A 26,039-nucleotide genomic window follows, 5' to 3' on the forward strand; every position below is an offset into this window, starting at 1 on the left:
CGTGCCGGGGCGGCGAACTGAATTGAATCGAGAGGGGCGGTTGTGGGTTTCCAGCAGGAACGCGAAGACAAGGCCGAGGACACCAAAGTCCCCGGAGGCGCCTCGGACCTGGTCCGGGCCCGCAACCAGCTGCTGGGCGAGCACGGCTCGAACGGCCGCGCCACCCGTCTCGACGCCGAGGCCCTGCGTGAGGCCCTGGTGGATCTCTACGACCTGTGGCTGACCACCAAGGGCCACGAGGTCGGCATCACCGCCGACAGCGGGCTCGCCCTGGTCGCGGTGGGCGGACTGGGCCGCCGGGAGATGCTGCCCTATTCCGACCTGGATCTGGTGCTGCTCTACGACGACGTCGACCCCGCCCGGGTCGCCGAGGTCGCCGATCAGCTCTGGTATCCGTTGTGGGACGCCCACATCAAGCTCGATCACAGCGTGCGCACCGTCCCGCAGGCGTTGCGCGTGGCCGCCGACGATCTCACCGCCGGCCTCGGCATGCTCGAGGCGCGGCACATCGTCGGCGACGACGGATTGAGCAATCTGCTCATCGGCGGCGTGCGCCGGGACTGGCGGGCCGGGATCCGGTCCCGTTTCGACGCCCTGATCGAGCAGGCCCAGACCCGCTGGCGCCGGAGCGGAGACGTCGCCCACCGCGCCGAACCCGATCTCAAGAACGGGCGCGGCGGACTGCGGGACATCCAGTTGCTGGACGCCCTCGCCATCGCACAACTGACCGACGCCATGCCGGGGCTCGGTCCGGAAGTGCCGGGCGGCGGGCTGAAGCAGGCGCACCGCCGCCTGCTCGATGTACGCACCGAGCTGCATCGGGTGGCGGGCCGCGCCCGCGACCAGCTGCGGGCCCAGGACGCCGACGAGATCGGGGCGGCCCTGCGGATCGGTGACCGCTTCGATCTGGCCCGCACGCTCAGCGACGCGGCCCGCACCATCGGCTACTCCACCGATGTCGGGCTGCGGACCGCCGGGAACGCGCTGCCCCGCCGCGGGCTCGCGCGCTTGCGCCGTGTTCCGGTGCGCCGACCACTCGATGAGGGGGTGGTCGAGCATTCCGGAGAAGTGGTGCTCGCCCGCGATGCCCGCCCGCAGCGCGATCCCGGCCTGATCCTGCGGGTGGCCGCGGCGTCGGCGCAGACCGGGCTGCCGATGTCGGCCACCACCCTCAACCGCCTCGGCGAGGACGCGCCCGAGCTGCGCGAGCCGTGGCCCAAGGAGGCGCTCAACGACCTGCTGGTGCTGCTGGGCGCGGGCCGCGGCAGTGTCGACGCTGTCGAGGCCCTGGACCGGACGGGCTTGTGGGGCAGGCTGTTTCCGGAATGGGGCGTGGTGCGCGATCTGCCGCCGCGCGACGCCATGCACACCTGGACCGTGGACCGCCACCTGATGGAGACCGTCGCCCAGGCCGGGGCGCTGTCCACCCGCGTCTCGCGCCCGGACCTGCTGCTGCTGGGCGCGCTGTTGCACGACATCGGCAAGGGCCGCACCGAGGACCACAGCGTGGTCGGCGCGGAACTGGCCGTATCGATCGGAAATCGCCTGGGGCTGTGGCCCTCCGACGTGCAGACGCTGGCGGCCATGGTGCGCCACCACCTGCTGCTGCCCGATACCGCCACGCGCCGCGATACTTCCGACTCCGACACCGTGAAGATGGTGATCGACGCCCTCGACGGCGACCCGCACCTGCTGGAACTGCTGGCCGCGCTGGCCGAGGCCGACGCGCTGGCCACCGGGCCCGGGGTGTGGAACGACTGGAAGGCCTCGCTGATCGGCGACCTGGTCCGCAACTGCCGCCACGCCATGGCGGGCGATCCGCTGCCGGAGCCGACCCCGATCCCCGAGGAATTGCGCGCTCGGGCGGCATCCGGTGGCGTGCACGTGGATCTGAAGCCGGGGGACGGGCGCTACCACCACGTGGTCACCGTGGTCGCCCCGGACAGTCCGGGCCTGCTGTCGGAGGCCGCGGGCGTGCTGGCCGTGCATTCGCTGCGGGTGCTGTCGGCCGAGCTGGCCAGTGTGGGCGAGTCGGCCATCGACACCTTCGTGGTGGCCCCGCGTTTCGGTGATCCGCCGGACGCCGGTCTGCTGCGGCAGGAGCTGATCCGCGCCATCAACGGCGACCTGGATCTGGCGTCGGTGCTGGCCCGCAAGGAGCGCGACGCGGTCGGCACCCAGCCGAGTCCGTTCGCGCAGGCGCGGCCGCGGGTGTTCTGGCACGAGACCGCCGAGCCGGGGCGGGTGTTGCTGGAATTGCGGGCCGAGGACCGCATCGGGTTGCTGAACCGGTTGGCCGCGGCGCTGGCCGAATCGGGGGTGAACGTGTCGTGGGCGAAGGTGGTGACCATGGGTTCCGCGGTCGTCGACACCTTCTGCCTGGATCTGGGCGATACCGACACGCCCGGGCGGCGAGCCGAGATCTCGGCGGCGGTGCTTGAGGTGGTGCCGCCCCAACAACCGAAGAAATCGCCTGAATCGGACAGCTGAATCGGATCTTCCAGCGGTTTTCCGGTTGGAGAGCAGGAGACGGAAGTAACCGGCAAACCAGGCGTTTGCCCGTTGATCAGAATGTTGCAGGAGATTTGCTGCAATGCTGTCGAGTGACCGGCGTCACACCCTAGTATTCCGCGTGCACGTGTCCGTCATGAGTCGCGAACACGAGGGGAGTGAGTCGGTGGCAATCGAAGTCGTTTCCGCGTCGATGATGACGAGCGATCTGACCGCGCACATCGCCCGCTGTGTCGGTGGCGACCGCTGGGTGGTCTCCTGGCTGCCCGGCCGGACCCTCACCGGGCAGCAGGCCGTGACCGCCATGACCATCGCCTCCGCCGTCACCGGCGAGAGCCCGTCGGACGCCGGCTGGGCGATCCTCGACGGGCTCGCCCTGGAGCTGGGCCTCACCGCCCGCGAGGCGGTCGGCATGGTTGCCATCGAGAAGCACGACCTGCGCCGCCCCGGCCCCCGCCCGCGGTCGCTCGAATAACCACTACCCTGGTATCTCGAGTGAACGTCCCTCGAGATCAGGAGCATCGGTGTTCGAATCCCTTTCCGACCGGTTGGCCGGTGCCCTCAAGGATCTGCGTGGCAAGGGACGCCTGTCGCCGGCGGACATCGACGCGACCGCTCGGGAGATCCGCCTGGCCCTGCTCGAGGCCGACGTCGCGCTGCCCGTGGTGCGCGGCTTCATCGCGAAGATCAAGGAGCGCGCCAAGGGCGCCGAGGTCTCCGCGGCGCTGAACCCGGCCCAGCAGGTCGTCAAGATCGTCAACGAGGAACTCATCAATATCCTCGGCGGCGAGACCCGGCGGCTGCGCCTGGCCAAGAACCCGCCCACGGTCATCATGCTGGCCGGTCTGCAGGGTGCCGGTAAGACCACCCTCGCGGGCAAGCTCGCCAAATGGCTGAAGGGCCAGGGCCATACGCCGCTGCTGGTCGCGTGTGACCTCCAGCGTCCGGGCGCGGTCACCCAGCTGCAGGTGGTCGGTGAGCGGGCCGGGGTGCCGGTCTTCGCGCCGCACCCGGGCACCTCCATCGGCGGCGGCGAGAACCCGCTGGGCGTCTCCGCGTCCGATCCGGTCGACGTCGCGAGCGCCGGCATCGAGGAGGCCAAGGCCAAGCAGTACGACGTGGTCATCGTCGACACCGCCGGTCGCCTCGGCATCGACGAGGAGCTCATGCGGCAGGCCGCGGGCATCCGCGACGCCGTCAACCCCGACGAGACCCTGTTCGTCCTCGACGCCATGATCGGTCAGGACGCGGTCTCCACCGCCGAGGCCTTCCGCGACGGTGTCGGCTTCACCGGTGTCGTGCTCACCAAGCTCGACGGTGACGCCCGCGGTGGCGCGGCGCTGTCGGTGCGTGAGATCACCGGCCAGCCCATCCTTTTCGCCTCCACCGGCGAGAAGCTCGAGGACTTCGACGTCTTCCACCCCGACCGCATGGCCTCGCGCATCCTCGGTATGGGTGACCTGCTCACCCTGATCGAGCAGGCCGAGCAGGTCTATGACGCCAAGCAGGCCGAGGAGGCCGCCCGCAAGATCGGCTCCGGCGAGCTGACCCTCGAGGACTTCCTCGAGCAGATGCTGGCCATCCGCAAGATGGGCCCGATCGGCAACCTGCTGGGCATGCTGCCGGGCGCGGGCCAGATGAAAGACGTTCTCGCGCAGGTCGACGACAAGCAGCTCGACCGCGTGCAGGCCATCATCCGCGGCATGACCCCCGCCGAGCGCGCCAACCCGAAGATCATCAACGCCTCGCGCCGCCTGCGCATCGCCAACGGCTCGGGCGTGGCGGTCTCCGATGTCAACCAGCTCGTGGACCGCTTCTTCGAAGCCAAGAAGATGATGGGCGCGATGAGCCGCCAGTTCGGCTTCCCCGGCGGCAACCGGGGCGGCAAGAACACCAAGAAGGGCGGCAAGAAGGGCAAGAAGGGCGGACGCGGCCCGACCCCGCCCAAGGTGCGCGGCGGCTTCCCGGGCATGCCCGGCCTCCCGGGCGGCATGCCCGGCGGCATGCCGGACCTCTCCAACCTCCCGGCCGGCCTCAACGAACTCCCCCCGGGCCTCGAGGGCTTCGATCTCAGCAAGCTGAACTTCCCCAAGAACTGACGGATAGCAGCGGGTTTCGTGTCGCCGTGTGCGGCGGTCGGATCGTCGGTACGGTTCGGGCGTGAAAATCGATCAGGTTTCCGATTCCGTGTACGTCGTGGCGGGGACGAACGTCAACTGGGCGTTGGTCAGTGATGATCGTGGTGTGACCGTGGTGGACGCGGGGTATCCCGCCGATACCGCCGCGGTGCTGAGTTCGGTGTCCCAGATCGGGCATCAGCTCGGCGATATCGCGGCGGTCCTCGTGACCCACGCGCATCTGGATCACATCGGGGCGATCCCGGCCTTGGTGGAGCGGGCCGGGGTGCCGGTGTACACCGGGGCCGAGGAGGTTCGGCACGCCAAGCGGGAGTATCTGCAGCAGATCACGCCGCTGCAGATGGTGGGGCAGTTGGGGAGTCGGCGCGGGGCGGTGTGGGTGGCGCAGACGCTGCGGGCCTGCGTGGGGCATATCGGGATGAGCGTGCCGACCGCGGTGGCGGCGGATGCGGAGACCCTGGCGGCGCTGCCAGGCGGGTTCGTCGCGGTGCCGACGCCCGGTCACACGAACGGTCACACCGCGTACTTCATGCCGTCGGAAGGCGTGCTGTTCTCCGGGGACGCCCTGGTCACCGGTCACCCCATCGCGCGGGGGACCGGTTTGCAGTTGCTGCCGGGCGTGTTCAACCACGACGAGCCCGGCGCGCTGGCGAGCGCGCGGAGCCTCGCCGACCTGGGGGCCGAGGTGATGGTGCCCGGGCACGGACTCCCGATCCGCGAGGACCTGCCCGCCCTGCTGGGCGCTTTCGCGAAGTCCTGAGTCTCAGCTCGCCGGCTGTTTCACGAGCGCGGTGATCCGCGCCTCGATCTCGGGGGTCAACTCGACGATGGCGAAGCTGGTCGCCCACAGGCCGCCGTCGTCGAGATTGGCCGCGCCCTCGAATCCGAGGGTGGTGTAGCGGTTCTTGAACTTGGCCGCGGGCTGGAAGAAGCAGACGTTCTTGCCGTCGCGGAAGCGGCGGCGGCCGGAGGCTTCTTCGAAACCGATCGATTCGGTGGCCGTGCGATAGTGATCCCATGCGGCTGCATTTCCGTGGCTTTGTCCTGCCCGACGGTGAACTCCGCGATCTGTGGGTGCGCGACGGGGTGATCTCCGCCGAGCCGGTGCCCGGCGCGGATACCGTGCACGCCTCCGGCTGGATCCTGCCCGGCCTGGTCGACGCGCACTGCCATGTCGGCATCAAATACGGTGGCGGGCACGAGGATTCGGATGGGTTGATCGCCCAGGCCGAGGTCGAGCGGGACGCCGGGGCGTTGCTGCTGCGCGACGCGGGCTCACCGGTCGACACCCGTTTCCTCGACGAGCGCGCCGACCTGCCGCGCATCATCCGCGCGGGCCGCCACATCGCCCGCCCCAAACGCTATATCCGCGAACTCGGCATCGAACTCGACGACGAGCGCGACCTGCCCGACATCGTGGCCGAGCAGGCCCGCCGCGGCGATGGCTGGGTCAAGATCATCGGCGACTGGATCGACCGCGCGGTCGGCGACCTCGCGCCGCTGTGGTCGGATCCGGTCCTGAAGGCCGCCATCGACGCCGCCCACCGCGAGGGCGCCCGCGTCACCGCCCACGTCTTCGGCGAGGACGCCCTGCCGGGCCTACTGGGTGCGGGCATCGACTGCATCGAACACGGCACCGGACTCACCGATGACACCATCGCCGCCATGGCCGCCCAGAGCACCGCCCTGGTCCCCACCCTCGTCAATATCGACACCTTCCCCGGAATCGCCGACGGCGCAACCAAATTCCCCACCTACGCCGCCCACATGCGCGACCTGCACCGCCGCTCCCGCGACACCGTCGCCAAGGCCCACGACGCCGGGGTCCCCGTCTACACCGGCACCGACGCGGGCGGCTCCATCCGCCACGGCCGCATCGCCGACGAGATCATCGCCCTGACCGAAGCCGGTTTCAGCCCCCACGACGCGCTGGGCGCGTCCGCCTGGAACGCTCGCGACTGGCTCGCCCACCCCGGTATCACCCCGGGCGCCCCCGCCGATTTCGTCGTCTACCAGGAAGACCCCCGCGTCAACCTCCGCATCCTCACCACCCCGTCCACGGTCGTCCTGCGCGGCCGCGTCTACGACCGCCGCGACCCGGTGACCGCATACCGCTGAGCCTGCCGGTGCGTGGATCAGCGGCGCCCCGGTCTCGGTCGAGATCGCAACTGCGGAGCTTCGCTGATCGGTCCGCGCTGACCGAACCACGGCGTATAGGTATCCGAATCCGTCACCCGGCAGCCGAAATGCCGGAACTTAGGATCGCCCCCTGCATTGTCGCGGAGAGTTTCCGCAGCATTCCGTGGGAGGGAACCATGCTCGAACCATCCGATCCCAGCGTCCGCGTGGCGGGGCCGTCGGACCAGTCGCCCGGGGAGTCCGAGGAAGTGAATCTCGCTGGGGGGCCGACGGTTTCGGCTGACGGTCCGGGGGAGTGGCCGCGGGAGGCGGGCGGGTATCCGCCGCCGGGGGGAGTTGTGCCGTCGGGTGACGCGCCGGGGATTCCCACCTCGGCGCCGCGGAAGCGGCGGTGGTGGGTGTGGGGCGCGGTGCTGGCGGTGGTGATCGTCGGGGCGGCGTCGGCGTTGTTCGGGTGGGTGCTCACCCGGCCGGATCCGGTGGCGTTCCCCGTCGGGTCGTGTGTCGCGGTCGAGACGCTGGTGAAGCCGGTGGGGTACGGGTGCGGTGACGACCACTCGCTGTACAAGATCGTGGGTCGCGAGGATCTGGTGTTCCCGGTGGAGGGGGCGTGCGCGAAATACTCCGACGCCACCCGAGCCGTGACCGAGCCGACCGCGTCGGATAAACAGGTGAACACCATCTTGTGCCTGACCCCGACTCGGTTCAATCTCACCGATCCGGGATCGTTGCAGGCCGAGGACTGCGTCGATGTGAAGGGTGCGGGCGACACCCTGACCCGGGTCGACTGCGGGATGACGCCCGCGCCGGCGAAAGTCGTTGCCGTCGAACTGCATACGAAGGTTCCGGTGACCGATCAGGCGTGTAAACAGCATCCGGTGGCGCGGATGGCGTTCGCGCAGTCCTCACTGGGCGGCCGGGCGATCGTGGTGTGCGCCAATGACACCGACGCCACGTCGATGGGCACCGCGAAACTCGGTGACTGTGGTGACCGCAACACCATGAAGAAGGTGGCCTGCACCGATCCGGGCGCCTCGCAGCGGGTGTTGTCGGTGCGCACCGTCTACGGCAAGCCCGCGCGCCCGGAGTGCCCGGACGATCTGGGGGCGAACTCGGTGTTCACCCGCGGCAACGACAAGACGGATCTGGTGCTGGTGGTCTGTATGGGCCCGGCGGATCTGAGTGATTCGCGGTACGCGGTGGTCGGTGACTGCATCACCGACGACAATGTCCGCGCGACCTCGGCGTCGGCGACGCACCGGATCGATTGCGGGGACCCCGGGGCCCGGTACGAGGTGACCGATCGCCACGACTCGAACGACAACGTGTGTCCCGCCGGCACCGCGGTCAGTCTGACCTACGGTCCGGGCACCACCGCGGGCCTGACCATCTGCATGCGTCGCCGGTAGGACTGTTCTGTCGATTCGCCTGCGCGGGGATAGTGAATCGTGCATGCTTCACACGTTTCATTTCTCGACCCCTGATGAGGAGAACGACCGTGGGTTCCATCGAAGCCCTGGCCATCAGCGTGCTGGCCGGACTGATCGTGAAGCTGCTGACCTCGGGCAGCTCGACCCCGAACTAGCGGCGGGTACGGTCACAGCCCATCGGGACCCTCCGGTGGGCTGTCGCCGTTTCCGGGGGTTGCGGGGCGATTTCTCCGGTCGGATGGGGGTCTGGCAGAATGAACGACCGTCCTCATCGAGGACAGTGTCAGCCCGTCTCCGGTTCCGTACCGCGCGGCGGTCACAGCACTTGACGCAAAACCGGGCCCACCGCGAGTGGGTCGCTGAATTGCGACGTGACCAACCTTTGAAAGGAAGCAGCTGATGGCTGTTCGTATCAAGCTGACCCGTCTGGGCAAGATCCGCAACCCCCAGTACCGCATCGTCGTCGCCGACGCCCGCACCCGTCGTGACGGCCGCGCCATCGAGTCGATCGGCATCTACCAGCCGAAGCAGGAGCCCTCGCTCATCCAGATCGACTCCGAGCGTGCCCAGTACTGGCTGGGTGTCGGCGCGCAGCCGACCGAGCCGGTGAAGCGTCTGCTGGAGATCACCGGCGACTGGCAGAAGTTCAAGGGCCTGCCGGGCGCCGAGGGCACCCTGAAGGTCGCGGCCCCGAAGCCGTCCAAGCTGGACCTGTTCAACGCCGCGCTGGCCGCCGCCGAGAACGAGCCCGTCGCCGAGGCCGTCACCCCCAAGAAGAAGGCCGCCAAGAAGGACGAGGCCGCCGAGGCCGAGGCCGCTGAGGCCACCACCGAAGCCGCCGAGTAACCGTGAACGAGCGCAGCGAGCGAACCAATGGCACAGCCGCCTCGGCGGTTATGCCGGAGGCGAGCGCCAGCGAGGTGCAGGCATGAGCGCCGTTGTGGCTGATGCTGTCGAACATCTCGTTCGCGGCATCGTCGCCAATCCGGACGACGTCCACGTCGAGCTGATCACCAGCCGTCGTGGCCGCACCGTCGAGGTGCACGTGCACCCCGACGATCTGGGCAAGGTGATCGGTCGCGGCGGTCGTACCGCGACCGCCCTGCGCACCCTGGTCGCCGGCATCGGCGGCAAGGGTATTCGCGTCGACGTGGTCGACACGGATCAGTAGATGACGGAGCTCGTGGTCGGACGGGTCGCCAAATCGCACGGTGTGCGTGGCGAACTCGTCGTAGACGTCCGCACCGACGAGCCGGAACTGCGGTTCGCGCCCGGCAGCGTCCTCACGGGGAAGCTGCCGCGGGCGAAGCAGACGCAGGAATTCGTAGTGGAGTCGGCCCGGGAGCACTCGGGCCGGCTTCTGCTGCGTCTGGACGGGCTCGTCGATCGCACCGCCGCGGATGCGTTGCGCGGCATGCTGTTCGTGGTCGACACCGCCGATCTGCCGCCGTCGCAGGATCCGGACGAGTACTACGACCACGAGCTCGAAGGGCTCCGCGTCGAACTCGCCGACGGCACCGTCGTCGGCACCGTCAACGAAGTGCTGCATTCCGCTGCGGGAGAACTGCTCTCGATCAAGGCCGGGGACGCCTTCCCGCCCGCGGGCCGGGAGATCCTGGTGCCGTTCGTGCTGGCCATGGTGCCGACCGTGTCCGTCGCCGACGGGCTGATCGTCATCGACCCGCCCGAGGGCCTGCTGGACCCGGAGTAGCGGCATGCGTATCGACGTCGTCACGATCTTCCCCGAATACCTCGAGCCGATGCGAGCGGCCTTGCTGGGCAAGGCCATCGACAAGGGACTGCTCGAGGTCGAGGTGCACGACCTGCGCCGCTGGACCCACGACGTGCACAAATCCGTGGACGACACCCCCTACGGCGGCGGGCCCGGCATGGTCATGAAACCGACCGTGTGGGGCGACGCCCTCGACGAGGTGTGCCCGGACGACGCCCTGCTCGTGGTGCCCACCCCCGCGGGCGTGCCGTTCACGCAGGAGACCGCGCAACGCTGGTCCGGCGAACAGCACATCGTATTCGCGTGCGGCCGCTACGAGGGCATCGACCAGCGGGTCTTCGATGATGCCGCGCGGCGCGTGCGGGTCGAGGAGGTCAGCATCGGCGATTACGTGCTGATCGGCGGCGAGGCCGCGGTGCTGGTCATGACCGAGGCGTTCGTCCGGCTGATCCCGGGCGTGCTCGGCAATCAGCAGTCCCACGAACAGGATTCGTTCTCCGACGGCCTGCTCGAGGGCCCGTCCTATACCCGGCCGGTGAGCTGGCGTGGACTGGATGTGCCGGAGATCCTCTTGTCCGGCAATCACGCCAAGGTCGCACAGTGGCGGCACGAGCAGTCGCTGGAACGCACGGCCGCGCGCAGGCCCGATCTGCTGCCCGAGGCCGCGGCGACCGAACTCGGCTGAGACCGGTCAGCGTTTCGGGATCGCGGCGAATGCGTTGTCCGAGCCCGTGACGAGGATTCCCCACGGCGCGGGATAGAGCCGTGTGTGCGAGATGTCCAGATTCATGGTGAGCGTGGGCTTTTCGCCCGCCGCGGTCGGCCCCGGGCCGAGTACGACGGTCCGTTTGCCGTTACCGGTGTCGTAGGCCACCAGCCACGCCTTGGCCCCGCCGCTCTCCCGCATGAGCAGGAAGACCTCGTTGCGGCTGCTCACCATCAGCGGCAGCATCTCTTCCTTACTCGCGTCCAGCGGCACGGTCCAGCGGACGCTGCCGTCGGGGGCTTGCAGTCGCATGTCCTTGTTGTCGGCGATGACATAGCTGTCCATCGTGAGCGACGACCCGTCGGCGAGCAGGGCGCGGAATTCCTTGTCGGAGGCCGCTTTCCGGCTGCCGAGCGAGGATCCGTCGGCCATGTCGACGGTGTCGACGGTGCCCTCGGTCACCACGATCGCCATCCGGCCGGGGCCGCGCAGGAAGCTGCCCTTCTCGGGGATGTCGCGATGCCAGACCGTGGATCCGGCGGTGCGGTCGAGTCCGCCGACGATGGTCCGGCCGCCTGCCGCGGCGCAGCGGAACACCACCACGCCGGGACCTTCGGCCAGGCTGGGCGCATCCGAATCGAACAGGGCCGGAAGGTCTTTCGGCAACGGCGTGGCGCAACCGAGCGCGCCCGGATCGATCGACCAGCGCTGCTCGCCGGTGCGCGGATCGAAGTGGACGAATTGCCCGGTGGCGGAGTCCGACTCGAACCACTGCTCGGCGGGAGTGTCCCACAGCCGCTTGCCGGAGGTGGTGTCGTAGGCGGTCAGTCCAGGGGTGCCCTGCCATCCGGCCAGCATCACATGTCCGCGGTCGAGCACCTGGATCTTGCCCTGCTCGGGCGGAGCGCCGGTGGACGCGATCTTCCAAAGCTGTAGTCCGGTACGGATATCCACGCGGGTGATCCCGTCGTCGGCCAGGGTGTATACCCCCGTGGACATGACCCCGAAGGATTCGTTCGGGCCCAGCGACAGCGTCTTGACAGCGCTCAGGTCCAGGTCGGGCACCGTGGAGCCGTCGGCGATGGTGGCGGAACCGCTCGAACCGCAGCCCGCCGCGGCAGCCGCCAGCCCCGCCGCCAGGGCGACGCGGGCGTAGGCCCGGAACACTCGACGTGGAACACGTACGCGCAGAGTCGGGATCGGCACGGGGGCGATCCTGCCACCGGCCTCGCGGCGCGCCGATCCGAGACTCGCGGGACAGAACGGACCGAATCGCGCGTGGGCGTTGCACCGGGTGTCGGGCGACGGCGGTAGTGTCTGCGGGCGTGACGACAGCCTCCGAAACCGTCAGCGCAGCATCCGCAGGTGCCACCGGCACCGTCCGCCTCGCCAGCGTCGGCCGGCGTATCGCCGACGAGCTGGGCGTGCGCGAGGAGCAGGTGCGCTCCGCCGTCGAACTCCTGGACGCCGGCTCGACCGTGCCGTTCATCGCCCGCTACCGCAAGGAAGTCACCGGCGGGCTCGACGACGCGCAGCTACGCACCCTCGACGAGCGCCTCCACTACCTGCGTGAACTCGACGAGCGCCGGGGCTCGATCATCGAATCCATCCGTGGCCAGGGCAAATTGGACGACGCGCTGCACGCGCAGATCATGCTCGCCGACACCAAGGCCCGCCTCGAGGACATCTACCTGCCGTTCAAGCCGAAGCGGCGCACCAAGGCGCAGATTGCGCGCGAGGCCGGGCACGAGCCGGTGGCCGACGCGCTGCTGGGCGACCCCGCCACCGATCCCGCGCAGTACACCGCCGAACAGCTCGACGGCGCCCGCGCCATCCTGGTGGAACGCTTCGCCGAGGACGCCGACCTGGTCGGTGAACTGCGCGAACTCATGTGGGAGCGCGGCCAGGTGTCCTCGACCGTGCGCGCGGGCAAGGAGGAGGCGGGCGCGAAGTTCGCCGACTACTTCGAATTCTCCGAGCCGTTCCACAAGCTGCCCTCGCATCGCATCCTCGCGCTGCTGCGCGGTGAGAAGGAGGAGGTGCTCAACCTGCACCTCGAACCCGACACCGAGGAGCTCGAGGACGGGCAGCGCTCCATCTACGAGGGCCGCATCGCCGTCAAGTTCGACATCGCCGATCGCGGCCGGGCCGCCGACGGCTGGCTGCTGGACACCGTGCGCTGGGCGTGGCGGACCAAGCTGCAGGTCAGCCTGGGCATCGACACCCGGATGCGGTTGCGCCAGTCCGCCGAACGCGACGCCGTCGACGTGTTCGCCGCCAACCTGCGCGACCTGCTGCTGGCCGCGCCCGCCGGCACCCGCACCACCATGGGCCTGGACCCGGGCTACCGGACCGGTGTGAAGGTGGCCGTGGTCGACTCCACCGGCAAGGTCGTCGCCACCGAGGTCATCTACCCGCACAAGCCGCAGGGCCAGACCGAGAAGTCCCTCGCGGTGCTGGGCGCACTGGTCGCCCGGTTCAACGTCGAGCTCATCGCCATCGGCAACGGCACCGCCTCCCGCGAGACCGACGCCCTTGCCGCCGAACTGATCTCGCGCATCCCCGAGCACAAGCCCACCAAGATCGTGGTGTCCGAGGCGGGCGCGTCGGTGTACTCGGCCTCGGCGTACGCCTCGGCGGAGCTGCCGGACATGGACGTGTCGCTGCGCGGCGCGGTCTCCATCGCCCGCCGCCTGCAGGACCCGCTGGCCGAGCTGGTGAAGATCGACCCGAAGTCCATCGGCGTCGGCCAGTACCAGCACGACGTGTCCGAAACCCTGCTGGCCCGCTCGCTCGGCGCGGTGGTCGAGGACGCGGTGAACGCGGTCGGCGTCGACGTGAACATCGCCTCGGTCCCGCTGCTGTCGCGGGTGTCGGGCATCTCCAACTCGATCGCCGAATCCATTGTGGCCCACCGCGATGCCAACGGCCCGTTCCGTAACCGCGCCGGGCTCAAGGACGTCCCGCGCCTGGGCCCCAAGGCCTTCGAGCAGTGCGCAGGCTTCCTCCGCATCCGCGAGGGCGACGACCCGCTCGACACCTCCGGCGTGCACCCCGAGGCCTACCCGGTGGTCCGCCGCATCCTCGACGCCAGCGGCAAGGGCATCAAGGAGATCATCGGCAACACCTCCGCGCTGCGCGCCCTGCGCCCCGCGGACTTCACCGACGAGCAGTTCGGTGTCCCCACCGTCAGCGACATCATCTCCGAGCTCGAGAAGCCCGGCCGCGACCCGCGACCGGAGTTCAAGACCGCCGAATTCGCCGCGGGCATCGAGAAGGTCGCCGACCTGAAGCCCGGCATGGTGCTCGAGGGTGTCGTCACCAATGTGGCCGCCTTCGGCGCGTTCGTCGACGTCGGCGTCCACCAGGACGGCCTGGTCCACGTCTCGGCCCTGTCCCACAACTTCGTCAAGGACCCGCGCGAGGTCGTGAAGTCCGGCGACGTGGTCAAGGTCAAGGTCCTCGAGGTCGACGTCCAGCGTCAGCGCATCGGCCTGTCCCTGCGCCTGGACGACGAGCCCGGCAAGCCCAAGCCGGACCGCGGCGACCGCGGCCCCCGCGGGAACCAGGGTGGCGGCCAGCGCGGCGGGCGCGACAACGGCGCCCGCCAGGGCGGCAACCGTCAGGGCGGCCAGGGCGGCGGCAACCGCAACCAGGACCGCCGCAACCAGCCCGCTGCCAGCGGCTCCATGGCCGACGCATTGCGCCGCGCCGGCTTCGGCAAGTAACGCCACACGACGTGCGGGCCCCGGAATCCCCGGGGCCCGCACGGCTTTTCGGGCCTGCCCGATCAGTTCGGGGCGAGCCGCCACGGCGAGGTGATCTCGCCGCCTCGCGGCTCGCCGGGGCGCGCGCAAGTTCAGACGTTCGGCGAGGCCGGAGATGACCAGCCGGCCTTCGCTGCCAGCCCTGGCGCCGCGCCCACGCAAAGCCGTCGACAGCGAGACGCTCTCGGACCGGGAGGGATCGGCGGGCTAGCGGTGGAGCGGAGAGCCGACTCGGTGCAGGGTGCCGTCGGGGTCGACGTAGGCGAATTCCCGTAGACCGTAATCGGTGTCGGCCGGAGCGGTGAGACAGCCGGGGAGGTCCGCGGCGGACCATTCCGCGTGCAGGGCGTCCGCGTCGGACACATAGAGGTAGACGGCCGAGGCGGTGCGCTTCGGATCGTGCTCGCTCCATTCGGTGAGGTGCAGCGCTATGCCGCCGCGATCGGCGAAGCCGTAGCGGGCCTCGCCCTCGTAGGCGCGGGCGGTGAAGCCGAGGCGGCGGTAGCGGTCCAGGGCCGCGTCGAGGTCGAGGACGGGGATGACCGGGGCGACGCTCTCGAAGGCGATCTCGTTCGGCATGCGGATTCCGTTCGTCGACGGCGGTATGCCCGGGACGGTACCGGTGCGGACCGACAGCCCGGCCGTCCTGACGGGTCGAGCGGGTGGTGAAAAGTGGAGCGGCCGAGGGGGATCGGGTCCGGCTCGGCCGTTCCGGGGCGGCTATTCGACGCCGAGCGAGACTTCGGTCGATTTGATCAGGACCTTGACGGGCGTGCCGTCGGCCAGGCCGAGGTCGTCGGCGGCGTCGCGGGTGATGGAGGAGGTGATCTCGTCGCCACCGGTGAGGCGGATGCGGACGACGGCCATGGCCTCGCCGCGGGTGACCTGGGTGACCGTTCCATCGAGTTGATTTCGTGTACTCAGTCGCATGGTCGCCAGCGTAGTTGTCTGCCAGGTTGCTGTATCTCGTCGTCGGGTGATTGTGATCTCCGCGTGCCGATCTTGGACACGGGTAGCGTGGCGGGGGTTGCGGTTCGCGCGAGAATTCCGGAGGCGACACGGGCATGCATGTGCGGCAGTGGTGGGAAGATGTCGTGGTGGCGCACGGCCGATTGCCGCTGGCATGCCTGCTGCTGGGGTTCATCATCGGATTCCTGTTGATCCGGATCAGTGTGCGGCTCATCCGCAAACAGGTGCGGTGGTGGCCCGGCAATGTGCGGGCCGGGGACGTGCACATCCATCACATGGTGTTCGGCGTGATCCTGGTGCTCGGTTCCGGCATGGGGCTGGTGGCGCTGTATCAGAGCTCGGACGGCGTGATCAGTGCGCTGGCAGCGGTTTTCGGGCTCGGCGCGGCCCTGGTGCTCGACGAGTTCGCGCTCATCTACTACCTGCGCGACGTGTACTGGGAGGAGCAGGGCCGGACCTCGGTGGACGCGGTGTTCGTGGCCCTCGCGGTGACCGGACTGCTGCTGCTCGGGTTCCATCCGCTGTGGCTGCTCGATATCGGCGATGTGCGGGACCTGCGGTCCGAACCGAATGTGCCCGAGCGTTTGCTGACCATCGCCTTCGCGCTGATGAACCTGCTGCTCGCCGCCATCGTCATCGCCAAGGGCAAGATCTGGACCGGTCTGTTCGGCATGTTCTTTCCGCCGCTGCTGTTCATCGGCGCGCTGCGCCTGAGCCGTCCCGGCGCGCCCTGGGCCCGCTGGCGCTACGGCTCGCGGTCGGGCCTGATGCGCCGCGCCATGCGCCGCGAACGCCGGTACCGCCGCCCGATGATCCGCGCCAAGATCTTCGTCCAAGACCTCCTCGCCGGCAAACCCGACGCCGCGCACGTCCTGCGCGCCACCGAGGAGGAGCTGACCCGTACCATCGTCCCGGCCCCGCCCGCCCCGCCGCCGACGCACATCCATCTGCTCCCGGTCCGCAAGCACGAGGAGCGGCCCCCGGAGCCCGTCGACAGCCAATAGCCGGGGCCCGACCCCCGATTCCCGTCCGGGCCGCGTCGTCTGGCACAATGCTCAGGTTGCCTTGGGCGCACTTCGCCCGGGCACCGCCCAATTATCCGGAGCACGAACCGGTAGAGCACCCTCCCCGGGTAGCCGCCAGGTTCCTCTGTTCGCGCGAAAACCAATAAGGACGGACATGAACACCCTCGACTTCGTCGACGCAAGCTCGCTGCGCAACGACATCCCGGACTTCCGCCCGGGTGACACTGTCAACGTGCACGTGAAGGTTATTGAAGGCAACAAGGAGCGAGTCCAGGTCTTCAAGGGCGTCGTCATCCGCCGCCAGAACGGCGGCATCCGCGAGACCTTCACCGTGCGCAAGGTGTCGTTCGGTGTCGGCGTGGAGCGCACCTTCCCGGTGCACAGCCCCAACCTCGACAAGATCGAGGTCGTGACCCGCGGTGACGTGCGTCGCGCCAAGCTGTACTACCTGCGCGATCTGCGCGGCAAGGCCGCCAAGATCAAGGAGAAGCGCTGAGGTAGCGACCGTCCCCGACTCGTCGGGGATCGGTTCTCACAGAGCATCACCGTCGGCTCGCCACAATGCTTCATTGTCGGCTCGCCACAATGCCTCATTGTCGGCTCGCCGACGCCGAGTAGCCCGGCACCGCATGGTTCTTCGCGGTGCCGGGCTACTCTGTTCCGGTGGCAGACGAGAGCGAGTCGGTGACGAAGTCCGGGTCGGGCGATGGCAATGGGTCCCAGACGCCTGAACCCCTTCAGCCGAAAGCGAAGAAGAAGCAGCGCCCGTTCTGGCAAGAGCTGCCCATCCTGATCGGTTTCGCGGCGTTGATCGTCGCGTTGCTGGTGACCTTCATCGGGCGGCCGTACGTGATCCCGTCGCAGTCCATGGAACCCACGCTGCACGGGTGCGCGGGCTGCACCGGTGACCGCATCTACGTGCAGAAGCTGAGCTACTACTTCGGCGACCCGGAGCCGGGCGACGTGGTGGTCTTCGTCGGCCCGACCGACGACTGGAACCGGCACTACAAGTCGATCCGCTCGTCGAACACCGCGGTCCGCGGCGTCCAGAACTTCCTGTCCTTCTTCGGCCTGGTACCGCCGGACGAGAACGACCTGGTCAAGCGCGTCATCGCGACGGGCGGCCAGTCGGTCAAATGCTGTGACGCGCAAGGCCGGATCCTGGTCAAGGACAGCGCCCCCGGTTCGGAGTGGAAGCCGCTCGACGAGCCGTACGTGCTGCACAACAACCCGTTCAACGCACAGAACCCCGACATCCAGTTCAATGCCGGCGGTCGCGCGTTCCCCGAGGTCAAGGTGCCCGAGGGCAATCTGTGGGTGATGGGCGACAACCGCGCCGAATCCGCCGACTCCCGCTATCACATGCGCGACGAGCTGAACGGCACCGTCCCGGTCGACGATGTGCGCGGCAAGGCCGTGTTCAAGATCTGGCCGCCCAGCCGCATCGGTCCGGTCCGGGCCGAGAACCCGCAGACGAACTGAGAATCGCGAGATAATCGACCGGTGGGGAAGATGGCAGGCGAAGCCGCCGGCGCGCGCCGGAAGGAGCGCGGCGGCAAGAAGATTCAGCGGATCGACCGCGGCGACTGGCCGCCGCGCGTGGTGATGCGGCAGGCGGGCGGGCTACGCACGCTCGAGGCCGCGCTGATCCGCAGCGGACTGGGCCCGGTCGCGGGCGTGGACGAGGCCGGGCGCGGTTGCTCGGCCGGACCGCTGGTCGTCGCCTCCTGCCTGCTACCACCCAAGTCCTACACCTCGCTGGCCGGTCTCGACGATTCCAAGAAGCTCACCGAGAACACCCGTGAGCAGCTGTTCCCGATCATCAAGCGGATCGCGCTGGCCTGGTCGGTGGTGGTGATCCCGGCCTGGGAGATCGACGCCATCGGCATCCACGTGGCCAATATCGAGGGCATGCGGCGCGCGGTGGCCGGACTCGATCCGGTGCCCGGCTACGTGCTCACCGACGGTTTCCGGGTGCCGGGCATTCCGGTGCCGTCGCTGCCGGTGATCGGCGGCGACGCGTCCGCGGCCTGTATCGCCGCCGCCAGCGTGCTGGCCAAGGTGACCCGCGACCGCATGATGGTCGAGATGGACCGCGAGTATCCCGGCTACGGATTCGCGGCCCACAAGGGCTACAACACCCCCGAGCACAATGAGGCGCTGACCCGTCTCGGCATCACGCCCGAGCACCGTCGATCGTGGCGAAACGTCCGGGAGACCGGCCGAGTGGCTACCGACACGGCGTATGCGGGATGATGTCTCTACACCCAGTTGGGCGACAAGGAGGACGTTCCACCCGATGAGCGCCGAGGACCTCGAGAAGTACGAAACCGAGATGGAGCTATCCCTGTACCGCGAGTACAAGGACATCGTCGGGCAATTCTCGTACGTGGTGGAGACCGAGCGTCGCTTCTACCTCGCCAATTCCGTCGAACTGCGTCCGCAGAACGCCGATGGCGAGGTGTACTTCGAGGTTCGGATGTCGGATGCATGGGTGTGGGACATGTACCGGCCCGCCCGCTTCGTGAAGCACGTTCGCGTGATCACCTTCAAAGACGTGAATATCGAAGAGCTGGAGAAGACCGACCTGCGGCTTCCCGACTGATCCACAGGCTGGAGGTTATCCCCAGCCCCGCTGTTTTCCCAGTTCGGCATGGCCGCGTCCGGTACGGGCGCGGCCATGCTGGCTGAATGGCACAGCATCTGGCGCTGGGAGCGCAGGGGGAAGACCTGGCCGCGGACTATCTCCGCACGTCGGGCATGTCGATCGTCGCCCGCAATTGGCGATGCCGCTACGGCGAACTCGACCTCATCGCCCGCGAGGGCGACATCACCGCCTTCATCGAGGTCAAAACCCGCCGCAACCTGACCTGCGGCCGCCCCGAGGAGGCCGTCACCCTCCTCAAACAGCAACGCATCCGCACTGTGGCCCGCCATTGGCTGCACGCCAACCCCGGCCCCTTTCAGCGCATCCGCTTCGACGTCGTCTCCGTCATCCTGCGCCCCGGCCGCCCACCGGAGATCCTGCACCTGAAGGCGGCGTTCTGACATGCCCCTCGGCAGGGCCTACTCCGTCGCCGTCAACGGCGTCGAAGGCCAACTCGTGGAAATCGAAGCCGACATAGGCCAGGGCCTCCCCTCGGTCCACCTCGTCGGCCGCCCCGACACCACCCTCCAGGAATCCCGAGACCGAGTCCGAGCCGCCGTATCCAACACCGGCGAGAAATGGCCCGATGGCCGCGTCATCCTGGCCCTGTCGCCCGCCACCCTCCCGAAGGTGGGCAGCGTCTACGACCTCGCCCTCGCCGGCGCGGTCCTCGACGCGGCGGGCGCGATCCCGTCGAACCGCCTCGCGGAGTCCGTCCTACTCGGCGAACTGGCCCTCGACGGCCGCGTCCGCCGAGTACGCGGCATCCTCCCCGCGGTCCTCGCCGCCCGAAACGCCGGCCGCCGAACCGTCATCGTCCCTGCCGCCGCCCTTCCCGAAGCGGGCCTGGTCGACGGCATCCGAGTCCTCGGCGCAGCCACCCTCCTGGAACTGCTCGACTGGCTGCGCGGCGGGGGAGAACTGGCCGTCCCGGATCCGGTCCTGCCGGTAGCCGATCCGCCGATCGGAGACCTCAGCGAGGTGGTGGGCCAGGACGAGGCGCGCTGGGCGCTGGAGGTGGCCGCGGCCGGTGCGCACCATCTGCTGCTGACAGGTCCGCCCGGCATCGGGAAAACCATGCTGGCGCAACGCCTTCCAGGCCTGCTGCCACCGCTGCGTGAGCGGGATTCCCTCGAGGTGACCGCGATCCATTCGGTCGCGGGCACGCTCTCCGGCGACGCACCGCTGATCACCGCGCCGCCCTTCGTGGCACCCCACCACTCCTCGTCTGTCACGGCGATGATCGGCGGCGGTTCCGGTTCCGCGCGCCCGGGCGCGGTGAGCTGCGCCCATCGCGGTGTCCTGTTCCTCGACGAATGCGCGGAGCTGGGCGCCAAGGTCCTCGAAGCCTTGCGAACTCCCTTGGAGGAGGGCGAGGTTCGCATCGCGCGCAGGGACGGAGTCTCCCGCTTCCCGGCGAGATTTCAGCTCGTGTTGGCGGCCAATCCGTGTCCGTGTGCTCCCGCCCGGGATATCGACTGCATCTGTGCGCCCCTGGCTCGCCGCCGCTACCTGGGCAAACTCTCGGGCCCACTGATGGATCGCATCGATATCGCCGTGCAGATGCACGCCCAGGCCGCGGGCGCGTTCACCGGCGACGAGGTCGAGACCAGCGAGGTCGTCCGCGCCCGCGTGACCGCGGCCCGCGCGGCAGCCGCGAAGAGGTGGATCGAACTCGGCATGTCCACCAACGCCGAAGTCCCCGGCCACGTTCTCCGCCAACGCTTCCGCCTCCCCCGCGAGGCCCTCGCCCCGGTCGAGAACGCGCTCCAGCACGGCCGCATGTCCGCCCGCGGTGCGGACAGAGCCATCAGAGTCGCCTGGACTGTCTGCGATCTTCGTGGTGGCGACATTCCGAATGCCCAGGACGTCCTGCAAGCCTTGAGCTTCCGGCAGCGAGGTACCGCATGAGCGAGAACGAACATGGCTCCGCTGGAGTCGGTGAGGGCGGGACCCGGGAGGCCGGCAACGCTGAACATGGCCGCGGCTCCGGTTGGACCGGCGTGTTGTCCGGGAAGGCACTTCACGACGGCGGTTCGGTCGCGAGCGGTGATGCGGAGGAGCGGCGGTTGGCGTGGGTGTACTTGTCGCGGGTGGTGGAGGGGCCTTGTGCGGCGTTGTCGGCGTTGATCGATTCGGTGGGGGTGGTGGAGGCGGCTCGGGCGGTGCGGGAGAGGGAGTTGCCGGAGGTGTTGCGGGGGCCTACCGAGCTGCGGCGCGGGATCGAGCAGGCGGACGCGGATCTGGCGCACATCGAGCGGCTGGGCGGGCGGGTGGTGACGCCGGAGGATGCGGAGTGGCCCGCGTGGCGAATGCTCGGGTTGCGCCAATTGGATCCGGCGCATGATGCCGATGGGGCCGTGCCGCTGGTGCTGTGGGTGCGCGGGAGCAGGTCGCTGCTGGAGACGACCGAGCGGGCGATCGCGGTGGTCGGGGCGCGGTGCAGTACCGGGTATGGCAATCACGCGACCGGGGAGATCGCCGGGGAGCTGGCCGCGCGGGGATGGACCGTCGTGTCCGGGGCCGCGTTCGGGATCGACGGAATGGCTCACAGGGCCGCGCTGGGAGTCGGCGGCATGACGATCGCTGTACTCGCGTGCGGTCCTGATCGCCCGTATCCGGTGCAGCACGATCATCTGCTCGCCGAGATCGCCGATCGTGGTCTGGTCGTCACCGAGTACCCGCCCGGAACATCCGCGCGCAAGCACCAGTTCCTCGCTCGGAATCGGTTGATAGCCGCCCTCGCCGACGGTGTTGTCGTGGTGGAGGCCGGGATTCGTAGTGGATCACGGAACACCGTGAAGTGGTGCCGGAGGTTGGGGCGGCCGGCGATGGCGGTGCCGGGGCCGATCACCTCGGCGGCCTCGGTCGGGTGTCACCGGATGATCCGGGAGGGGGAGGCGTTCATCGTGACGCGGGCCGAGGACATTCTCGATGAGGCCGGGCCGTTGCGGTTGTCGTTGCCGGGAGCGGTCGCGACCGCTCCCGAGGACAACCTGTCCGGGGATGAGGCATTGGTCCTGGCCGCGTTGCCCGCGACCGGGTCGCGGCTGCCGCGGGCGGTGGTCACCGATACCGGCCTGGCGTTGCCGACGGTGCGAGCCACCTTGTCCGCGTTGGAGATCGCCGGTCTGGTCGGCTGCGACGGCAACGGCTGGTACCGGATGCGGTCGCCGGGGACCGGCGCGGGCGGCGCCATTGTCGCGAGCCATGAGGACCATCGGTGATCCCGTCCGCCGGAATGGGTGTGGCGCGATCGCGCGGCGGGGGTGCTTGAAAAGGCGGCGGAATGCGGTCAGCGTGGGGGGATGAGTGGGTTGCCCGAGGATTTGGAGGCATTGCTGGCCGAGTACGGCCGGCATTTGCGGTTGGGCCGGAATCGGTCGGCGCATACGGTGCGGGCCTATGTCGGGGATGCTCGCGGATTGCTGGAACATTTGCTGGAGCGCGCGGTGGATTCCGGTGTGGGGGAGGTGGATCTGGCCTTGCTGCGGTCGTGGCTGGCGGCGCAGGCATCGGGGGGAGCGGCCCGGACCACGATGGCGCGACGGGCGTCGTCGGCGCGGACATTCACCGCATGGCTGACGCATACAGGTCGGCTGGCCGTGGATCCGGGGCCGCGCCTCGGGTCGGCGCGAGCACATCGGGTGCTGCCGTCGGTGCTGGGGAAGGAGCAGGCCCGAGCGGCCATGGAGGCGGCGGAATCGGGTGCGGCGCAGCAGGATCCGATGGCGCTGCGGGACCGGCTGATCGTGGAGATGCTGTACGCCACCGGGATTCGCGTGAGCGAGCTGTGCGGGCTCGACATCGAGGACGTGGATCGGGAACGGCGCCTGGTGCGGGTGCTGGGCAAGGGCAACAAGGAGCGTTCGGTGCCGTTCGGCGGGCCCGCCGAACAGGCCCTCGAAGCCTGGCTGCGGTTCGGCCGGTCGGCCCTCGCGACGCCGGACTCGGGTCGCGCGCTGCTGCTGGGCCGCCGCGGCCGCCGCATCGACCCCCGGCAGGCGAGAACCGTGGTGCACGAGGTGGTTTCCGCGATTCCCGGCGCACCCGACATGGGCCCGCACGGGTTCCGCCATACCGCCGCCACCCATCTGCTGGAGGGCGGCGCCGACCTGCGCGTGGTGCAGGAGATTCTCGGCCACGCCAGCATGGCCACCACCCAGCTCTACACCCACGTCTCGATCGACCGGCTCAAGAAGGTGCACGACCAGGCGCACCCACGCGCCTGACCGGCCCGTTCGTCGGGGCCGGGAAGCGGTGGGTGATCTACGGCCTATCGGAAAGCTATCGACGACCTATCGACACCCGTGCTAGCGTCAGTTAGGTAACCCTAATTATGCACTGACCATGGAGGTGTCCTTTGGCACGCACACGCATCACGCTGGTGGTCCAGAACACGGTTCACCTGACCGATCACCTGATCCGGGTCCGATTGGGTGGCCCCGGCTTCACGTCCTTCCAGCCCAACGACAGCACCGACGCCTACGTCAAACTGATCTTCCCGGCCCCGGACGGCGACGTCATGCGCACCTACACCGTCCGCGAAGTCGACCGCGCCGCCCAGGAGATCGCCATCGACTTCGTTCACCACGGCGATGAGGGCGTCGCCGGCCCCTGGGCGGCCGCCGCCCAGCCCGGCGACACCATCGACCTGTTCGGACCCGGCGGCGGCTACGCCCCGCGCCCCGACGCCGACTGGCACCTGCTCGCCGGCGACGAATCCGCCCTCCCCGCCATCGCCGCCGCCTGCGCGGTCCTCCCCGCCGATGCCGTCGGCCAGGTATTCGTCGAGGTCAGCGGCCCGTCGGACGAACTCGCCTTCCCGCACCCGGAGGGTGTGGAGCTCACCTGGATCCATCGCGGCGACGCCGAACCCGGCGAGCGGCTGGCCGCCACCGTCCGCTCCGCACCCTGGCGAGACGGCCAGGTCCAGGTCTTCATCCACGGCGAGGCCCGTGCGGTCATGCACGACCTGCGCCCTTACATCCGCAAGGAACGCGCCGTCCCCGCCGAATGGGCGTCCTCCATCTCCGGCTACTGGCGACGCGGCCGCACCGAAGAGGGTTTCCGTGCCTGGAAGTCCGAACTGGCCGAACGCGAAAAGGCCGCGCCCGCAGCCGTTTAGCCGATCGCGCCGTACGCCACGCGGATGCGTGACGTCCGTGCCGGCCGGAGGGCGGCGGCTGTGCGCGCCGGGAAGGAGTCGGGTACGCGCCGCCAAGCACTCGATCACCGGGTGTGCCAGCCGAATTCCCCGCCGGCGACACCCGGTCGCTGAGATCCGGTTTGGGGCATATCGGCGGGTAGCGTCGATTGTCATGACGACGCCGCCCGCCGAGACCCCCGCCCTACGCGAACGCCTCCGCGCAGCACTCCCCGCCGCCATGAAAGTCCGTGATCGTCACGCCACCGCCGCTCTGCGCTCGGCGTTGGCCGCGATCGACAATGCCGAGGCCGTCGACGGTTCCGATGTTCGCGCCGGAGCGATCGAGGGCAGCGCCGTCGGCGTGGGCGCGGCCGAGCGTCCCCGCCGCGCCCTGACCGAAGCCGAGGTCGTCGCCATCGTCCGCGCCGAGATCGATGAACGTCTGACCGCCGCAAGGGAATACGCCGAGTTCGAGAGTGGGGCGGATCGCGCGGCCGGTCTCCGTGCCGAGGCCGCCACCCTCGCCGCTCACCTCAAGGGTTGACCTCGCTTCGGTGATGGCGAACCGCGCGCCGACCGATCATGATCCGGTCGAGTGCGGGGTGGTCCGCGCCGCTCAGTGGGGCTCGAGCGCGGCGATGTAGCGACCGGAGAACCAGCGTTGGACGAGGCGGACGACCGGTGCGCCGAGGCGGGCGTACCAGGGGTCGGGGTTGGAGAACGAGGCGATGATCCCGTACACGGAGTCGTCGGCGGGGTCGTATTCGACGGCGAAGAGCTCCTCACCGCGCAACGGGTGGCCGGGGAGCGTGCCGTAGGCGAATCCGCGGCGGTTCGGTTCGTCGACGACATAGACGACGCGGCAGGGCGCGGTGAAGCCGATCGGGCCCACGCCGATGCGGACGGTGATGTCGGTGCCGGGCCGGGCCTCGGGTGTGGTCGCATGCTGGAAGACGCCGCTGCCGCGTTGCATGCGGTAGGTGAGGACCTGTTCGGCGGCCTGGTCGAAAAACGCACGGCCGGAACCGATTCGGCGCCGCAGCCGGAAGTGGTGGTACCCCGGCGGGAACTCGCCCGCGGTCGCGCCGACGTCGGGATAGGTGAAGGTCTGCTGCGGCATCGATCCATCATGGCCCGCCTCGTGACCCGGTGGATGGATCTGTGAGGGGTTTCAACCGGATCGGCGCGCGATGGATCAGGCCGAGTGGATCGACGTAGTCGCCGTCGCGCCGGGCGCCCCAGTGCAGGCAGGGGGAGCAGGGCGGATGTCCGGTGTCGAGCACGCCGATCACGGCGCCGCGAGTCAGCCTGCGGCCCACCTCGATCGACGCGGTGACCGGCTCGTAGGTGGTGCGCAGTCCGCCCGGGTGATCGATGGATACCACCGGTTTCCCGGCCACGAGTCCGGCGAACACCACGATCCCGTCACCCGCCGCCAGCACCGCCTGGCCCCGGCTCCCCGCCAGGTCCACGCCACGATGTCCGGGCAGCCAGTCGTGCTCGGGTTTGTCGAAGACTCGAACCACGGCGGGCCGCGGCGCGAGCGGCCACCCGAACTCCCCGCCGGGCGCCGCGGACGCGGGCGCGGCCAGGACGACCGTCATCATCACCATCGCCGCGGACGGAAATGCGCGGCGAAATTCCGGATCGAAGTAGTTCGCGGACATGCGAATCAGCGTGCGCCCCGCGACCGTCGTCCAGCCCCTTCCGCCCCGCGAGTGTGGATGAAATTCAGTATTGTGAATAGAACAAGCGCAGCGTTCTGACCTGCGTCGACGGGTCCGGATCCGCCCCCGCTCCGGGCCCGATTTCGATCTGACGGAACC

At 69.4% G+C, this 26,039-nt stretch carries 27 protein-coding genes; 22 read left to right on the plus strand and 5 right to left on the minus strand.

The window, feature by feature from the left end:
• The first annotated feature begins 42 nt into the window (after positions 1–42).
• From ACFRAQ_RS20695 to trmD, 10 genes are all read left to right on the plus strand, one after another.
• Complete coding sequence (locus ACFRAQ_RS20695) at positions 43–2,490, plus strand: [protein-PII] uridylyltransferase (protein ID WP_379101852.1); 2,448 nt, start codon at positions 43–45, stop codon at positions 2,488–2,490.
• Positions 2,491–2,677: 187 nt separating this feature from the next.
• Positions 2,678–2,986 carry a hypothetical protein gene (locus ACFRAQ_RS20700; RefSeq protein WP_379101854.1) on the plus strand — a complete coding sequence of 103 codons (309 nt, stop codon included), beginning with the start codon at positions 2,678–2,680 and terminating at the stop codon, positions 2,984–2,986.
• A gap of 49 nt (positions 2,987–3,035) precedes the next feature.
• Positions 3,036–4,610, plus strand: coding sequence for a signal recognition particle protein (gene ffh / locus ACFRAQ_RS20705; RefSeq protein ID WP_357281591.1), 1,575 nt, complete (start codon positions 3,036–3,038; stop codon positions 4,608–4,610).
• A gap of 61 nt (positions 4,611–4,671) precedes the next feature.
• On the plus strand, positions 4,672–5,409 hold the full coding sequence (locus tag ACFRAQ_RS20710) for an MBL fold metallo-hydrolase (RefSeq protein ID WP_379101856.1): 738 nt from the start codon (positions 4,672–4,674) through the stop codon (positions 5,407–5,409).
• A 257-nt stretch (positions 5,410–5,666) separates the two neighbouring features.
• A complete protein-coding gene (locus ACFRAQ_RS20715) occupies positions 5,667–6,767 on the plus strand; it encodes an amidohydrolase family protein (protein ID WP_379101858.1) in 1,101 nt (366 codons plus the stop codon).
• A gap of 197 nt (positions 6,768–6,964) precedes the next feature.
• On the plus strand, positions 6,965–8,197 hold the full coding sequence (locus ACFRAQ_RS20720; protein ID WP_379101861.1) for a hypothetical protein: 1,233 nt from the start codon (positions 6,965–6,967) through the stop codon (positions 8,195–8,197).
• A 420-nt stretch (positions 8,198–8,617) separates the two neighbouring features.
• Positions 8,618–9,064: a 30S ribosomal protein S16 gene (gene rpsP / locus ACFRAQ_RS20725; protein WP_357092641.1), complete on the plus strand. Its 447-nt coding sequence runs from the start codon at positions 8,618–8,620 to the stop codon at positions 9,062–9,064.
• A gap of 82 nt (positions 9,065–9,146) precedes the next feature.
• On the plus strand, positions 9,147–9,389 hold the full coding sequence (locus ACFRAQ_RS20730) for an RNA-binding protein (RefSeq protein WP_029930032.1): 243 nt from the start codon (positions 9,147–9,149) through the stop codon (positions 9,387–9,389).
• Positions 9,390–9,929: a ribosome maturation factor RimM gene (rimM, locus tag ACFRAQ_RS20735; protein WP_379101863.1), complete on the plus strand. Its 540-nt coding sequence runs from the start codon at positions 9,390–9,392 to the stop codon at positions 9,927–9,929.
• 4 nt (positions 9,930–9,933) lie between these two features.
• A complete protein-coding gene (gene trmD / locus ACFRAQ_RS20740; protein ID WP_379101865.1) occupies positions 9,934–10,635 on the plus strand; it encodes a tRNA (guanosine(37)-N1)-methyltransferase TrmD in 702 nt (233 codons plus the stop codon).
• 6 nt (positions 10,636–10,641) lie between these two features.
• Here trmD and ACFRAQ_RS20745 read toward each other — a convergent pair whose 3' ends face one another.
• The gene (locus ACFRAQ_RS20745; RefSeq protein ID WP_379101867.1) at positions 10,642–11,862 is read right to left on the minus strand and encodes a PQQ-binding-like beta-propeller repeat protein; all 1,221 of its coding nucleotides are present in this window, start codon (positions 11,860–11,862) and stop codon (positions 10,642–10,644) included.
• A 119-nt stretch (positions 11,863–11,981) separates the two neighbouring features.
• Here ACFRAQ_RS20745 and ACFRAQ_RS20750 point away from each other — a divergent pair, with 119 nt between their 5' ends.
• Positions 11,982–14,384 (plus strand): Tex family protein, encoded by a 2,403-nt coding sequence (locus tag ACFRAQ_RS20750; protein WP_379101869.1) that lies wholly within the window; start codon positions 11,982–11,984, stop codon positions 14,382–14,384.
• 246 nt (positions 14,385–14,630) lie between these two features.
• Here the strand turns inward: ACFRAQ_RS20750 and ACFRAQ_RS20755 are convergent, their stop codons facing one another.
• Positions 14,631–14,990 (minus strand): bleomycin resistance protein, encoded by a 360-nt coding sequence (locus ACFRAQ_RS20755; RefSeq protein WP_379102197.1) that lies wholly within the window; start codon positions 14,988–14,990, stop codon positions 14,631–14,633.
• A gap of 153 nt (positions 14,991–15,143) precedes the next feature.
• The gene (locus ACFRAQ_RS20760) at positions 15,144–15,353 is read right to left on the minus strand and encodes a TOBE domain-containing protein (RefSeq protein ID WP_357281576.1); all 210 of its coding nucleotides are present in this window, start codon (positions 15,351–15,353) and stop codon (positions 15,144–15,146) included.
• A gap of 140 nt (positions 15,354–15,493) precedes the next feature.
• Between ACFRAQ_RS20760 and ACFRAQ_RS20765 the strand changes: the two genes are divergently transcribed.
• From ACFRAQ_RS20765 to ACFRAQ_RS20815, 11 genes are all read left to right on the plus strand, one after another.
• On the plus strand, positions 15,494–16,396 hold the full coding sequence (locus ACFRAQ_RS20765; RefSeq protein WP_379102199.1) for a hypothetical protein: 903 nt from the start codon (positions 15,494–15,496) through the stop codon (positions 16,394–16,396).
• Between the two features lie 175 nt (positions 16,397–16,571).
• Positions 16,572–16,913 (plus strand): 50S ribosomal protein L19, encoded by a 342-nt coding sequence (gene rplS, locus ACFRAQ_RS20770; RefSeq protein WP_120737548.1) that lies wholly within the window; start codon positions 16,572–16,574, stop codon positions 16,911–16,913.
• A 167-nt stretch (positions 16,914–17,080) separates the two neighbouring features.
• Positions 17,081–17,899, plus strand: a complete 819-nt coding sequence (gene lepB / locus ACFRAQ_RS20775) for a signal peptidase I (RefSeq protein ID WP_379101872.1) — start codon at positions 17,081–17,083, stop codon at positions 17,897–17,899.
• 30 nt (positions 17,900–17,929) lie between these two features.
• A complete protein-coding gene (locus tag ACFRAQ_RS20780) occupies positions 17,930–18,673 on the plus strand; it encodes a ribonuclease HII (RefSeq protein ID WP_379102201.1) in 744 nt (247 codons plus the stop codon).
• 43 nt (positions 18,674–18,716) lie between these two features.
• Positions 18,717–19,022 (plus strand): DUF2469 domain-containing protein, encoded by a 306-nt coding sequence (locus ACFRAQ_RS20785; RefSeq protein WP_040859817.1) that lies wholly within the window; start codon positions 18,717–18,719, stop codon positions 19,020–19,022.
• An 86-nt stretch (positions 19,023–19,108) separates the two neighbouring features.
• On the plus strand, positions 19,109–19,465 hold the full coding sequence (locus tag ACFRAQ_RS20790) for a YraN family protein (RefSeq protein ID WP_379101875.1): 357 nt from the start codon (positions 19,109–19,111) through the stop codon (positions 19,463–19,465).
• A 1-nt stretch (position 19,466) separates the two neighbouring features.
• Positions 19,467–20,975 (plus strand): YifB family Mg chelatase-like AAA ATPase, encoded by a 1,509-nt coding sequence (locus ACFRAQ_RS20795; protein WP_379101877.1) that lies wholly within the window; start codon positions 19,467–19,469, stop codon positions 20,973–20,975.
• A 158-nt stretch (positions 20,976–21,133) separates the two neighbouring features.
• Positions 21,134–22,291 carry a DNA-processing protein DprA gene (gene dprA, locus ACFRAQ_RS20800; protein ID WP_379101879.1) on the plus strand — a complete coding sequence of 386 codons (1,158 nt, stop codon included), beginning with the start codon at positions 21,134–21,136 and terminating at the stop codon, positions 22,289–22,291.
• A gap of 81 nt (positions 22,292–22,372) precedes the next feature.
• Complete coding sequence (locus ACFRAQ_RS20805; protein ID WP_357281566.1) at positions 22,373–23,296, plus strand: tyrosine recombinase XerC; 924 nt, start codon at positions 22,373–22,375, stop codon at positions 23,294–23,296.
• A gap of 131 nt (positions 23,297–23,427) precedes the next feature.
• On the plus strand, positions 23,428–24,192 hold the full coding sequence (locus tag ACFRAQ_RS20810) for a siderophore-interacting protein (RefSeq protein WP_379101882.1): 765 nt from the start codon (positions 23,428–23,430) through the stop codon (positions 24,190–24,192).
• Between the two features lie 193 nt (positions 24,193–24,385).
• Positions 24,386–24,757 (plus strand): hypothetical protein, encoded by a 372-nt coding sequence (locus ACFRAQ_RS20815; RefSeq protein WP_379101884.1) that lies wholly within the window; start codon positions 24,386–24,388, stop codon positions 24,755–24,757.
• A gap of 72 nt (positions 24,758–24,829) precedes the next feature.
• On the opposite strand, the gene ACFRAQ_RS20820 is transcribed toward ACFRAQ_RS20815, so the two are convergent.
• Both ACFRAQ_RS20820 and ACFRAQ_RS20825 read right to left on the minus strand, forming a co-directional pair.
• A complete protein-coding gene (locus tag ACFRAQ_RS20820; protein ID WP_379101886.1) occupies positions 24,830–25,333 on the minus strand; it encodes a DUF1990 family protein in 504 nt (167 codons plus the stop codon).
• A gap of 7 nt (positions 25,334–25,340) precedes the next feature.
• Entirely contained in the window at positions 25,341–25,826 is a 486-nt protein-coding gene (locus tag ACFRAQ_RS20825) for a M23 family metallopeptidase (protein ID WP_379102203.1), read from the minus strand.
• Positions 25,827–26,039 lie beyond the last annotated feature (213 nt).

Source organism: Nocardia sp. NPDC056611, from assembly GCF_042792755.1.
GTDB lineage: Bacteria > Actinomycetota > Actinomycetes > Mycobacteriales > Mycobacteriaceae > Nocardia.

Bases quoted from the DNA above. Each gene is read 5' to 3' on its own strand.
- ACFRAQ_RS20715 (WP_379101858.1), top strand. From the start codon at position 5,667: ATGCGGCTGCATTTCCGTGGCTTTGTCCTGCCCGACGGTGAACTCCGC.
- ACFRAQ_RS20720 (WP_379101861.1), top strand. From the start codon at position 6,965: ATGCTCGAACCATCCGATCCCAGCGTCCGCGTGGCGGGGCCGTCGGAC.
- rpsP (WP_357092641.1), top strand. From the start codon at position 8,618: ATGGCTGTTCGTATCAAGCTGACCCGTCTGGGCAAGATCCGCAACCCC.
- ACFRAQ_RS20730 (WP_029930032.1), top strand. From the start codon at position 9,147: ATGAGCGCCGTTGTGGCTGATGCTGTCGAACATCTCGTTCGCGGCATC.
- rimM (WP_379101863.1), top strand. From the start codon at position 9,390: ATGACGGAGCTCGTGGTCGGACGGGTCGCCAAATCGCACGGTGTGCGT.
- trmD (WP_379101865.1), top strand. From the start codon at position 9,934: ATGCGTATCGACGTCGTCACGATCTTCCCCGAATACCTCGAGCCGATG.
- ACFRAQ_RS20760 (WP_357281576.1), bottom strand. From the start codon at position 15,353: ATGCGACTGAGTACACGAAATCAACTCGATGGAACGGTCACCCAGGTC.
- rplS (WP_120737548.1), top strand. From the start codon at position 16,572: ATGAACACCCTCGACTTCGTCGACGCAAGCTCGCTGCGCAACGACATC.
- ACFRAQ_RS20780 (WP_379102201.1), top strand. From the start codon at position 17,930: ATGGCAGGCGAAGCCGCCGGCGCGCGCCGGAAGGAGCGCGGCGGCAAG.
- ACFRAQ_RS20785 (WP_040859817.1), top strand. From the start codon at position 18,717: ATGAGCGCCGAGGACCTCGAGAAGTACGAAACCGAGATGGAGCTATCC.
- ACFRAQ_RS20790 (WP_379101875.1), top strand. From the start codon at position 19,109: ATGGCACAGCATCTGGCGCTGGGAGCGCAGGGGGAAGACCTGGCCGCG.
- ACFRAQ_RS20795 (WP_379101877.1), top strand. From the start codon at position 19,467: ATGCCCCTCGGCAGGGCCTACTCCGTCGCCGTCAACGGCGTCGAAGGC.
- ACFRAQ_RS20805 (WP_357281566.1), top strand. From the start codon at position 22,373: ATGAGTGGGTTGCCCGAGGATTTGGAGGCATTGCTGGCCGAGTACGGC.
- ACFRAQ_RS20815 (WP_379101884.1), top strand. From the start codon at position 24,386: ATGACGACGCCGCCCGCCGAGACCCCCGCCCTACGCGAACGCCTCCGC.
- ACFRAQ_RS20820 (WP_379101886.1), bottom strand. From the start codon at position 25,333: ATGCCGCAGCAGACCTTCACCTATCCCGACGTCGGCGCGACCGCGGGC.
- ACFRAQ_RS20825 (WP_379102203.1), bottom strand. From the start codon at position 25,826: ATGGTGATGATGACGGTCGTCCTGGCCGCGCCCGCGTCCGCGGCGCCC.